Raw genomic sequence first — 12,253 nt, forward strand, 5'->3', positions numbered from 1 at the left:
AGATAAAAAGGAAGACTGTTTTGCCCTTTCTGATGCCGTACCTCTTTATCTTGCATCTTGATTCTTGACTTCTTGATTCTATTTTTCCGCACAACTGTAACCTTATACCATATTCAGCATCTCACAGGGATATAAAACCATTATGGCCTTAGTAATTCAAAATCTTACCAAACAATATAACAAACATAAAACAGGGTTATCCAATTATTCTATTACTATAGATAAAGGAATTTTAGGTTTGCTTGGCCCAAACGGCGCCGGTAAATCAACCCTGATGAAAATTATCGCCACCATTAGCAAACCTACCGCAGGTACGCTTTTTTTGGATGGCGAGGATATCATTAACAATCCCGATAAAATTCGTAAAATCCTTGGCTACCTGCCTCAGGATTTTGGTGTTTACCCAAATCTGAATGCTTACGAGTTTTTAGAATATATAGCAGCACTTAAAGGTGTTGGTGGCACCGCCTTACGCAAGCGGATAGATATGCTGCTTGATGGTGTTAACCTAACTGCAGATGCAAAACGCCCCATAGGAACCTATTCGGGGGGAATGAAACAGCGCATAGGGATTGCCCAAGCCCTGCTTAACAATCCTAAAGTGCTGATCTTTGACGAACCCACTGTGGGGCTTGATCCTGAAGAGCGGGTAAGGTTCCGGCAGCTGATATCCGACATGGCCAGCGATTGTATTATTATTCTTTCATCACACATTGTATCAGATATTGAGGCAATTGCCGATGAAGTGGCTATTATGCAACACGGAACACTGCTTGAAAAAGGCATGCAGCCCGATATTATTAAATTGGTTGAAGGCAAGGTATTTGAAACCGTACTAAACAGCAATGACCTTACCGCCTTAAAAGCTAAACACCTGGTTATTGATACCAGCCGCCAGAAAGAACTTACAAAGGTGCGGTACATTACCAAAAACAATAAGCCTGAAACAGCTTCTGTTGCTGTAAACGCTACTTTAGAAGATGCTTATTTGTTTTTAACACAAAACAAAGCCTAAGCAGTGAGATACATTTACAGCATAATAAAGGCCGACTATTTGCAGCGCACGCGCAGCTATTCCTTTTTAATAACACTTGCCATTACAATTTATGGGGCCTACTCTTTTGTACCGCCTCCAACAGCTTCTTATACCACGTTATCCATGGTTGGTTACAAGGGCGTTTTTAACGCGGCATGGGTAGGCTATGTTTCGGCAATGATGACAGCCATCATGCTCTCGTTATATGGGTTCTTTTTAATAAATAGCGGCATTAAAAAGGATATAGATACCGAAGTTGGTTTGATAATAGCAACCACGCCTATTACCAACTTTGGATACCTGCTAAGCAAATTGTTCAGCAATTTTTTAGTGTTGCTTACCATTGCAGCAATCACGTTCGTGGTTAGCATTGCTATGTTTTTTGTACGAAGCAGCGGCTATCCTTTTATAATTGGCGATTTTATAGCTCCTTATATCTTTTTTGCATTACCAGCATTATTTACCATCTCGGCCCTGGCCATAGTTGCCGAGGTTTTTTTAGGCCGGAAGAATATTCTGCAATACATCCTTTTCATTTTTCTATTCGGCATTATAATGGCCAATGTAAATGGGCAGAAAAACAATACCGTAGCAGTTTTTATAGATCCGTTTGGTGTGCGCGTTATGACCAACAGCATTAAAGACAAGGTAAACACGCAGTTTCATGAAAATATTAAAGATGTGTCCCTTGGTTTTGTTTTTGGTGCCAAACACGCATTTAAAACCTTTGAATGGAATGGCGTCAGCTGGACAGGCATTTTCTTTTTAAGCCGTTTATTATGGATCTGCATTGCTTTTGGTATTGTTTATTTTTCATCCTTCTTCTTCCACCGCTTTGATTTTAAACAATCGGTAAGTAAAAAGAATAAAGTTTCAGCATCTGCAGATCTAACCCAAGTATTAAGATCAGCTCCTGTAAGCATCAACCTGGCATCCCTGCCCCCGGTTGTTGCTGATTATGCTATATTTCCATTTATTAAAATTGAGTTGTTGTTATTGATCCGCAAGGGGCCAAAATGGTTTTGGTTTATAAACGGCGGGCTTGGGCTAAGCATGCTGTTCGTTCCGTTAAACATTGCCCACGCTTATTTGTTACCTGTATTATTATTTTTACAGGTTACCCGCTGGTCGGACCTGGCTACCAAGGAAAAAACGAACAGGCTGCATTATTTTACCTATTCGTCATACAAACCACTACAGCGGATGCTGCCCGCTCAATTACTTGCCGGTATTATAATGTCAATAGTATTAACATTGCCGGTACTGCTCCGGTATCTTATAGCAGCGAATTTTTATTCCATTATCAACATTATTAACGGAGCTGTATTTATTGTGCTGTTAGCAGTTTGCCTTGGAATTTTAAGCGGCGGCAAGAAACTATACGAGATCATATTTTTTATGCTTACTTATGCTGTTATTGAAAAAATACCACCGGCTGATTATTTAGGTGGAATGCAGCATGATTCGCACCTGGGCTTTATAACAATAGTATTGGCATTGAATATATTTTTAGGTGCGGTAAGTTTTGCGGTTAGGAGTTACCAGGTTAGGCATTTGTAAACGGATCACTTTTCAGGGTAATTGAGAATAATTATCAATTCTGTATTAAATTAATATCTGGATTGTTTTAACGGGCGCCTATCCCTTTACGATAAATTTTAATTGCCCTTACTATTGAGCTGGCTATTGCATTCTGCCCGTCTTCAGAATTCAAATATTTTTCTTCAATATTATTATTTATGTAACCCGTTTCAACCAATACGGCGGGCATTGCGCTATGGGCCAAAACCAAAACACCTTGTTCCTTAACCCCGCGGCTTTTGCGGCCATCATTATTTTTAAACTGATCATTCAAAAGATCGCCAAACAGGATACTTTGTTTGCGGTATTTTTGCATAAATGTATTTAAAATAATCATTGAGGCAGGGTCCTTTTCGTCATACCCCGCATAGTTTTTTTTGTAGTCTTTTTCTATGTAGATAGAGGCATTCTCACGCAGGGCCTCCATCTGCTCCTCTTTACGGTGAAAGCCATATACCAAAAGCATTACACCTTTTTCTTTATGGGCAATTTTTGCTGTCCCTTCCGGAGATGAATTACAATGAATGGAAATAAATAAGTTGGCATTTATTTGGTTAGCAATTTTAGCCCGTTTATTTAATTCAACAAACTTATCGGTAGTACGGGTCATTACTACGTTTACATCCTGCATGTTTTTTTTAAGCAGGCGTTCTACTTTTTTGGCTATTGCTAACGTTACATTTTTTTCGAAGGAGTATGAACCATGAGCCCCCGGATCTTTCCCGCCGTGCCCTGCATCAATTACAACCGTTCTGAATTTAAAAGATGATTCAGGCAGTTCATCGTCAACAGTAAAAGATGTTAATATGAAAAATAAAAACAGGGTAAGCGGTCTAAGTACATTTAAGCGTTTAGCGTTCCTGATCATTAAGATAGATAAGCGTGCAATAACCAATTTGTTTCAATCTGTTTTACGCTGGTTTGTTGCATTTGGGACAAAGTCCGGTTGCATATAAAGTAAAGCCCTGCGGTTTAAAACCCCTGGGAAGTTTTATTTCCGGTAAATTAAGCTCGTCTAAGCAATATACATTTTTACAGTTGGTGCAATTAAAATGCAAGTGTTCGTCATGATGATGATCTTCGCCGCAAGCCGGTGAGCACATGGCATAATTTGCAGTTCCGTTTAAATCAAACACCTTATGAATAATGCCTTTTTCTTCGAATGCGCTTAGTATCCGGTATAAAGTAACACGATCAATATCGCTCATCACACCTTCCAAATCAGGCTGCGAAGTTGCCACATTCTTTGCCGATAACATGGATAACACCTTAAGGCGCGGTCCTGTTTTCTTTAAATGATGCTTTTCAAGCAGGCCTTCAAAATTTTTATTATGGGTGTGAATCATTGAAATATTAAATAATTTACAATTGCAAAGTTAAAAAGAATAAAACATAATTTAAGTCCTAAGTCAGTAGTCTTGAGTCTTAAGTAAAAATCTGACTTTGGACTCTAGACTTAAGGCTACTTACTTTACTTATGCGGGTGGCTGTGCTTTAAATGAAACAAGGTATTATCAGCTCTGCAGATGGTTGTGTACTTGTAATTAAAAAAATGCGCCGTAGCAATCAATAAACCACCAAAAGGCACAATAATAGCTTCGCGCCAGTTAGTTACATATAAATGACCGATAATTATTATTAAAAAACCTCCCACAAGCAAAATCATAGGCAAAATACGGTGATGCGAGCGAAAATAGGAAAGACCAATAGCATAAACGCCTATAAATAAGGCAAAAATTATCATACTCCACTCCACCCATGGGTTGGCTAAAAACCCTAAGCCCAGCAATGGCAAGCTGGTAATTAAAAAGGGCACTACAGCACAATGAACAGCACATAATATTGAAGCTGTCATGCCCATGTTATCAAGCTTGGTAGAATGCTTTGGATGATTCATTTTGCAAAGGTAATAACAAATGCAACACAATTGCATTTAAAAGGCCATATTTTTTGTCATGTTAATTTAATATTACTTTAAAGTTTTCTAATAGTTTATCAATTATTACTTTTGCCAACGCGAAAGTTAATGCTGTCCGCCTATGCCAACAACACCATTACAAAACATTTGGAAAGAAACCTGGAAATTAACCTATAACCGCCGACTAATTATAATAGGCACAGTAATTATGCTGTCTGTGGTCTTTACTATGCCACTTTTTTTTGGATATATTGAAAAAAGACAAGGTACCTTTATAAACGATCCTGTTTTAGCTGCGGTTCCATCCTACAATGTTTCCGTGCTAATTTTCACCATTATTTGGGGAATGGCATTGCTTATACTATACAGGGCCTTGTACAAGCCATCTATTTACATAATTTACTGCTGGGCGCTTATTCCTATAACCATAACCCGTTTTATCACTATAAGCATTGTACCACTGGCACCACCAGCTGGACTGATCCCATTAACTGATCCTTTAACCGGCATTTTTTATGGCCAGGCACTTATAACTAAAGACCTTTTTTTCTCGGGCCATATAGCCACGCTTACATTAATATTTTTATGCCTCGAAAAAAGGAATGATAAAATATTAGCCTTTTTGGCAACTATTGTCATAGCCTGCTTATTAGTGATACAGCATATCCATTACTCTATTGATATTTTAGCTTCCCCAGGAATTACCTATATATGTTATCGTTTAACCCGAAAGTTTTTAGACAAGGAAATTAGCATAATCAGTCCTTTTCTGCGTAGTTAGGCATTATTTACCGGATAAATTTATTTTTCTTCTATAGCTTCCCAGGTTCCCATTTATATCCGTCCCTTCTATAATTATGGTATAGCTTCCGGCCTTGTCTGATGAGAAAAATGACACGGTGGCTTTTCCTTGTTTATCGACCACTAAATTTGGCCTCCAATATATAGTTGAACGGAAATCTTTAGCTGATGTATCTTTATTTTTTACCGTATATTTTGGCTCATAAAACTGCTTTGGCAAGCTGAAAGGCATCGGTTTAAACAAGTACGTTCCGGGGGTATAAGGCATTGAAGGCCCGCTGCCGGCGCGTGTAGTTATCTCAACAAAAGCAACATCGGCCATGCTTAAAGTGGCAGGGGCATCCATTGGGATATATTTCATAGTATATTTTGATGTAATATTAACCTCTATGCCTCTAACATCCTCTGCCGAATGGGTGGTTAAATAAGTGTTGAGATCCCTAAATTCTCTTAATGCATAAACTTTTGAAAGTGGCACCCCATCTACAATTATTTTTATTGGTCTGTCATGTATAAAATACCAATTGCCGCGGCCAGAATCTCCGGCCCCGTCAGTTACAAAACCAAACAACATCAGATCATGTTTACCCCTTGATCCACCAAGAAACAGGAAAAATCCCTCATGAAACCCTTCAACTCTTTCCTTCAATAAATCCAAAAATGTTTTCTTACCTGCCTTTTCCAGGTCTTTTTCATCAATAACCACATCGGCATTGCCCGGCCCGTTAAGGTTTTGCGAATCCTTAATAAACTTTTTGGCGGTAACCTTCACCTCCTTTAATATATGCCCGCTGCCATTGTAGTTGTCTTTTGCAGTTTTGTTTACTATACTTCCTTTTATATAATTCATTATGCTGGTATCGCTATTAACATACCATGGGGCCGCCGCTTCGCCTGTCGCAGCAAATAAAGGCGGCTTAAATTCATCTACCTTTAAATCAACATTAAAGCTCGTGCCCCGCCTATTCCGGGCTTGTAACATATAAATTGGGGTATCTAAGGGTATAACATTGTGGATGCTAAAGCGCCCTTCGTTATTGGTTACAGAATCAATTAACAACGGCGGTTTTTTTGAAAACAGCAGCACATGCGAATTTGCTACCGGCTTGTTAAACACATTTGATACCCGGCCGTTTATAACAAATTCTTTTTCGGCTATGAACGCCCGCTGTCTTGCCGGGGCAAGTATATCCTTCCAATCATATCCAATCCATCCCTGGGTTAACAACAGGTTATCTAATTGTTGTTTAATGCTGCCATCCGCATCCTGCTGAAAGTAATAGCCAGGGTCTTCAATATTTCCTTTTAAATCCGATGTAAGCAGCAAATTGCTGATAATGTTATTTGTGTTGATGCTATCAATTTTCACTTGCGAATCATCTGTTACCGCGATTGAAAAGCTGCCGCTTACCGGGCCCCCATCGCTATCGATAATATTTATTTGCAGGGAGATGCTATCTCTTGCTGCATAAGCGGGCTTATTGGGTTGCACGTCAATCTTCAAAAAATCATGATGATTAATAAAAACCATGCGCTCATTTAACGGCTGCCGGGTTGCATTCAATAAGGTGAAACGTGCGATGCCGGTTGGGAACCCCGAGGTGGGTATTTTACTTTTTACCGAGTTGTTTTCAAGGTTTACTATAGCGCCATAACAAACCACACCATTGGCCTGTCCTGTTAAATAATAGCTCCCGCTTGCCTGTGCACCGGCAATAGTTATTGATAATGAATCGGAGCCTTCAACCTGCCTTATTTTTAAACTTGTACCAACGCTTTGAACTGCAGGCAGGTTATATGTTTTTACAATCCCGTTTTGCAAGGCTACTTTTGCAGTATAAATTTCGCCCGCTGCCGGTATCATATCAAAAGTTCCCATTCCCTTATGCGTTGACTTAAACCCGGCAATTTGTTGTTGATGACTGTCATAAACCGCGCCTTCAACATCAACCGGCTTGCCATCTTCGCCAATTGCCTTAAAGCTTACGCGGGCAGGCAAACCAGTTATCAATGCGCCACCTTCGGGCATAAACTGCAGATCGGTATTTTCGGGCCGGTTTATGTTTATAGGAACAATTACCGTATGGTTATCACCGGCATTGCCTGTTTCGTGCACTATTATGGTGAGTTTTTTTGATGGGGTTTTTAGAGCGAAATCAACATCAATAGTTCCATCCAGCTTGGTTTGCGCTTTGCTTTTGTACCATTTTTTTGTACCGTCAAATACGTTTAATTCCAGGTCTTTTAAAATTGCAGGCTCCTGGTTAAACCGGTTAAATTGCAACTTAAGCTTAACCTTTTCAATGCCGTTTTCCTTATTCAAACTAAACCGGTTGTTTACCAGCCAATTATTTGCGGATGGATTTGCAATATAAAACCTTTGTTTAAAAACATAAACTTCGCCAAAGTTTCGCATCCAGTTGGTATAGGCCCTGAAGGTGTAGCCACCTTCGGTTATGGTCTTTGCATCGAGCCCTATATTACCCCAGCTTAAGCCATGTGCTACAGGCAGCATCATCCGTTGTACTACCTTGTTGCTGTCGTTTACCAATTCCGCATATAATATGCCGCTTTTAACTGATGGTGTAAGATAGGCGGCGGCATTAAGCAGGTAAGCTTTAAACCAAATTGTATCGCCAACGGCATAGTGAGGTTTATCGAATTGGAAATAAAGTTTTTCAACCGCTGTTTGGTTTCTGAATAAGTCAGCAGCAGCAGTAAGCTTAACCATATCGGGTTTGGTAATAACTTGTGCCGATGCCGTGCTAAACAATAGTAAAAATACAAGGCCAGGGCCAAAAATGTTTAATGTCCCGTATAATAAGGTTTTAATATTCACTTTATTTTAACATATACATGTTTTATATTCCCTTTACCTGATTCCCTTTCGTCAAATTCAAATTTATTTAAGCTTTTTATAAGCGGAAGCATTTTAGGATATCCATAATTCCTGGAGTCGAAATCGGGTTTCTTTTTTAAGATCTGTGTGCCAAGGTTACCTAAATAGGCCCAGCCATTTTCGTCCCCCAAATCTGTTATGCTATCTTTTACAAGCTTTACCAGCTCCTGGCCAATCTTATCTATCGGTATGCTTTTGGATGATCCTCTTTTTTTCGACGACCTTACTTTCCTTTCTTCATCAGGCACAGATTCGTCCATTTTTAAAATTTCAATATAAATAAACTTATCGCAGGCAGTAATAAACGGGATAAGTGTTTTTTTCTCACCAATACCAATAACCTTCATCCCTGCTTCTCTCAATCTTATCGCAAGGCGCGTAAAATCGCTATCACTTGATACTATACAAAAACCATCAACCTTTCCTGAATATAAAATATCCATAGCATCAATTATCATTGCGCTATCGCTTGAATTTTTACCTGTAGAATAGCTGTATTGCTGTATAGGCGTTATAGCATTCTCCAGCAAAACGGTTTTCCAGCCCGATACTGTTGGCCTTGTCCAGTCTGCATAGATCCTTTTAAAAGTTGGCGTCCCATATTTTGCAATTTCCTCGAACATTTGCTTCACATTTGCATAAGGAACATTATCTGCATCAATTAAAACGGCAAGTCTCAGATCTTTGATCATATCCATATTACACGCTTTTATAGTTTATAGTTTGCAAACATTTGCAACGGAGTGGAAAAACGAAGGTTGGTTACCCTATCATTTTACGTAAAGATATACAAAAAAACAGCCCTTGCAGTATTTGCAAAGGGCCGTTTACAGGGTTATAGTTGATTGATTTATTTTGCGAACCTTGGCAACAGGTCAGTGGCGGCATCCATCATTTTTAATTTATACCTGTAGCCGCCATTAAAAGCATCTTCTTCCTTTAAAAATTCATGATCTTTTTTGCTGATCCAAAAAGTCTGTGAAAAATGGCCGCCTGCATAGTCACCCTCAGTAATCAATTTCCAGCAATCAGCCTTCTCATTGCTTAGTGTAGCTATTGTTTCGCTACCGGTAACTTTGTATAAAATATATTTTGGCGGGTCCAACCCGGCATCGTAGAAATTGATTGCAAAAGTTTTACCTGCCGACAATGGCAGCATCTCAAAGGTTTCAATATCCAGGTTCCAGTTAAAGTTTGGCGCATTAAAATTAAGGGAGAAATCCTTTTTTGAATTATCAGCTATGCTATCGGCACCATTAATTTTATCATTGTCCCAGTTATAGGCGCTTGTTTTATTTTGTACGGTTTCGGAATGATAAACCGGCGCAAAATCAGCGGCTTTATTTATTGAGTAAACTTTACGGTAGCTATTAGTATCGCTGCCATACCAATGTTGTGCTATTGTAAAAACCTTTTCCCCGTTCCTGTTTTCAGTTTTAATATCCCTTAGCCAATACCAAAACCGGAGCGTTTTTTGAGCCTTGGCAGTTTGAAAATATATAAGATATTGTTTAAGCCCCGGTTTTAATACCGAAGTGAGCAACCGTTTATCTTTCAGGCGGATGGTATCCGTTTGTCCGTAAGCTAAGCTTAACGAAAAAAATATGGAAATAATAAGAACGTAATTGAACTTTTTCATTGAATATTATAAATGTTTAATGTGTAGTGTTTGAGATATTGACCGGGATCATCAATATATTTCCCTCGCTATTAAAAATGCTTTTATTTTCGGCTTCCAGCTCGTCATAATTTAATGGTTTCGCCTTTAGATCCCGTTTATAAAAGCCCTTTACCCTACTTGACGAGTAATACAGCATTTTTCCATCCCGGGATACATATGGAGATGAGTTAGAATCGCCGTTATTTACCTGCGGCCCTAACTTTTGCGCTGTTCCCCATTCGTTACCATTTTTTGGGCAGTAGTAGAGATCACTACCGCTTAAAAAAACCACATAGCTTTCATCAGGCGCCGTAAATGGATCTTGTACATCCTCCTTCCCAAGCAATATTAGCTGTTGGGGCTTATCATAATGGTCGCCCAGCCATTTTGCCGAGTAGCCCCCCATGCCCTTATTGCCTTCCCTATTGCGTGAGCAAAAGAAAAGCGTGCCCGAGCTGCTTACAGATGGCCCATAATTATTACTCCCGGCCAAGTTTACAGTACCATTTATGTGCTTGGGCGCCGACCATTCGTCACCCGAAATATGATCAACATACCAGATATGGTAATTCTTTTGAGGCTTATCTTCACCAGCTTCAAAAGGGCGGTTTGATATAAAAAACATCCTTTTACCATCCGGACTAACAAAAGGATCTGTATCGTTATACCTTCCTGAAAAAGCGGCCACTCCCGGCCTGCCCCATTTGCCGTTAACCAGCTTTGAGTAGCAGATGGTCCAGTAAATAGCGCCGCGTGAAAAGTACACCGTGTTGCCATCAGGGGTAAATGAAGTAGCCCATTCGGAGTAAGGGGTTGATACCGCACCTTCGGCAAATACCTTCGGCCTTGAAGCGGTATCAACAATATTTGGCTGTGAAGCCTGGCTGAATACCGAAAAAATTGAGCACAATGTAATGATTATACCAATTGTAACTTCACGTGATAACCAATATAAAAACTGCATATTAAGATCCTTAAATTATAGTTTTAAAATTTTATTTGTAAAACAGATACGGGTTTGAGACCGATTTAATCATCCTAAGAGATTGTTTGCTATAGACACTAACCTCTGATCTCTAGCCTCTAATCACTAATTTATATCCTTACCGTCCTGTAAGGTTTTAATAAATTTATCCGTTATATCTTTATTCGTCTTATCCGGCGCCAGGGTATGGGCTTTTTGTGCAAATGTTAAAGCCTTTTTATAATCTCCTATTGCCGAATACCCTCTTGCCATGCCGGCATTAGCAAGAAAATCATCCGGGTGTTTATTATAGTTCATTTTAAATATTTCAAGAGCCTCTTTACCTTTTTTATTACGGGTTAAAGTTCTTCCATAAAAATATATTTCATTTAAACTGGCATATGGCAAAGCTTTTTTCATTACATCTGCGGCTTCGGTTTTACGGCCAAGGCTGTCTAACACAGTTGCCTTGGTACTCCATGCCTGGAAACTCTGGCTGCCGCCAAAATTTATGCTTGTTGCCGTATCAGCCCATAATAAGGCTTCATCTAAATTGGTTTTATTTTGTGCACAGTATAATGCAGCCTGGTTCCAGCTTTCCCAGCTAAAGCCTTTTTCGGTGCGCAGTTCCTGCCTGAAAGATGCCAGCTGGTTTTTCACCGCGTCAGCCTCTATCTTAAAAGGGACAACCAGTTTTTCCCATTGCAGCTGGATGATAGCACTATTTGATGTTTGGCCGGCAAACTCATATTTCAACCTATCAACGCTTTTATCGGCTGGTATGGGTTTTACTTTTACGCGCAGCACATCTTCATCTGGTTTATAAAAAAACGAGCCCCACGACGTTGAATTTTTTGAGAAGATCAGTGTACAGTCATCAGCACCGTAGGCAACAAAAAAGCCATACTTACCTGCGGCTAAAGGCTGACCCTCAACCTTTACATCGGTTGAAAACTCAATGCTGGTACTCTCATTTGCGCCAGCCCTCCATGGGGCCGACTTTGAAGGACCAAAGCCCTGATCGACATATCCCGGCGGAACAAGCTGGCCCCAAATATGGCCATCACGTTTTTTTACACCGGGGCGGCTGTAATGAATGCTTACATCAGTAAGTCCTATTTGCTCACTAACTGATGCCCTTTTATTATCCCCGTCAGGAAAGGATGTTAGCTGTGCCTTAGCAATATTGGCCAAGCCAAATTGAAGACATGCTAAAATGATAAAAGCATTAAGAAGTTTTTTCATGTCAAAGGTTTTTAAATGTGGATTTGAAACAGAATATTTATTAAAGCTGGTTTTTATCGGGTAATCAAACAAATCATTTAAACCTTATACCGTTTATTTTAAATGATTTACCTAATAATATCAACAGACGGTATTTACCATAAAGCAGC

Annotated in this window: 11 protein-coding genes; 3 read left to right on the forward strand and 8 right to left on the reverse strand. The window is 39.5% G+C overall.

Going from position 1 to position 12,253, the window contains the following annotated elements:
- Positions 1 to 142 precede the first annotated feature (142 nt).
- Entirely contained in the window at positions 143 to 1,015 is an 873-nt protein-coding gene (locus tag JWQ54_RS18350) for an ABC transporter ATP-binding protein (protein WP_299587742.1), read from the forward strand.
- A 3-nt stretch (positions 1,016 to 1,018) separates the two neighbouring features.
- A complete protein-coding gene (locus JWQ54_RS18355) occupies positions 1,019 to 2,596 on the forward strand; it encodes a hypothetical protein (RefSeq protein ID WP_299587745.1) in 1,578 nt (525 codons plus the stop codon).
- A 67-nt stretch (positions 2,597 to 2,663) separates the two neighbouring features.
- Here the strand turns inward: JWQ54_RS18355 and JWQ54_RS18360 are convergent, their stop codons facing one another.
- From JWQ54_RS18360 to JWQ54_RS18370, 3 genes are all read right to left on the reverse strand, one after another.
- A complete protein-coding gene (locus tag JWQ54_RS18360) occupies positions 2,664 to 3,485 on the reverse strand; it encodes an N-acetylmuramoyl-L-alanine amidase (protein WP_299587747.1) in 822 nt (273 codons plus the stop codon).
- Positions 3,486 to 3,528: 43 nt separating this feature from the next.
- On the reverse strand, positions 3,529 to 3,963 hold the full coding sequence (locus JWQ54_RS18365; RefSeq protein ID WP_299587749.1) for a Fur family transcriptional regulator: 435 nt from the start codon (positions 3,961 to 3,963) through the stop codon (positions 3,529 to 3,531).
- A gap of 125 nt (positions 3,964 to 4,088) precedes the next feature.
- Entirely contained in the window at positions 4,089 to 4,514 is a 426-nt protein-coding gene (locus tag JWQ54_RS18370) for a MerC domain-containing protein (RefSeq protein ID WP_299587751.1), read from the reverse strand.
- A gap of 142 nt (positions 4,515 to 4,656) precedes the next feature.
- On the opposite strand from JWQ54_RS18370, the gene JWQ54_RS18375 reads away from it, so the two are divergent.
- Positions 4,657 to 5,316, forward strand: coding sequence for a phosphatase PAP2-related protein (locus tag JWQ54_RS18375; RefSeq protein ID WP_299587753.1), 660 nt, complete (start codon positions 4,657 to 4,659; stop codon positions 5,314 to 5,316).
- Positions 5,317 to 5,319: 3 nt separating this feature from the next.
- Here the strand turns inward: JWQ54_RS18375 and JWQ54_RS18380 are convergent, their stop codons facing one another.
- The 5 genes from JWQ54_RS18380 to JWQ54_RS18400 form a co-directional block, all read right to left on the reverse strand.
- Positions 5,320 to 8,175 carry a hypothetical protein gene (locus JWQ54_RS18380; RefSeq protein ID WP_299587755.1) on the reverse strand — a complete coding sequence of 952 codons (2,856 nt, stop codon included), beginning with the start codon at positions 8,173 to 8,175 and terminating at the stop codon, positions 5,320 to 5,322.
- The gene (locus JWQ54_RS18385; protein ID WP_299587757.1) at positions 8,172 to 8,933 is read right to left on the reverse strand and encodes an NYN domain-containing protein; all 762 of its coding nucleotides are present in this window, start codon (positions 8,931 to 8,933) and stop codon (positions 8,172 to 8,174) included. Before JWQ54_RS18385 ends, JWQ54_RS18380 begins: the two co-directional genes overlap by 4 nt.
- Positions 8,934 to 9,085: 152 nt before the next feature.
- Positions 9,086 to 9,874: a hypothetical protein gene (locus tag JWQ54_RS18390; protein WP_299587760.1), complete on the reverse strand. Its 789-nt coding sequence runs from the start codon at positions 9,872 to 9,874 to the stop codon at positions 9,086 to 9,088.
- Between the two features lie 16 nt (positions 9,875 to 9,890).
- Complete coding sequence (locus JWQ54_RS18395; protein WP_299587763.1) at positions 9,891 to 10,859, reverse strand: hypothetical protein; 969 nt, start codon at positions 10,857 to 10,859, stop codon at positions 9,891 to 9,893.
- 126 nt (positions 10,860 to 10,985) lie between these two features.
- Positions 10,986 to 12,104, reverse strand: coding sequence for a DUF2911 domain-containing protein (locus tag JWQ54_RS18400; RefSeq protein WP_299587766.1), 1,119 nt, complete (start codon positions 12,102 to 12,104; stop codon positions 10,986 to 10,988).
- Positions 12,105 to 12,253: the final 149 nt, after the last annotated feature.

It is taken from the genome of Mucilaginibacter sp., from assembly GCF_028288225.1.
Classification (GTDB): domain Bacteria; phylum Bacteroidota; class Bacteroidia; order Sphingobacteriales; family Sphingobacteriaceae; genus Mucilaginibacter.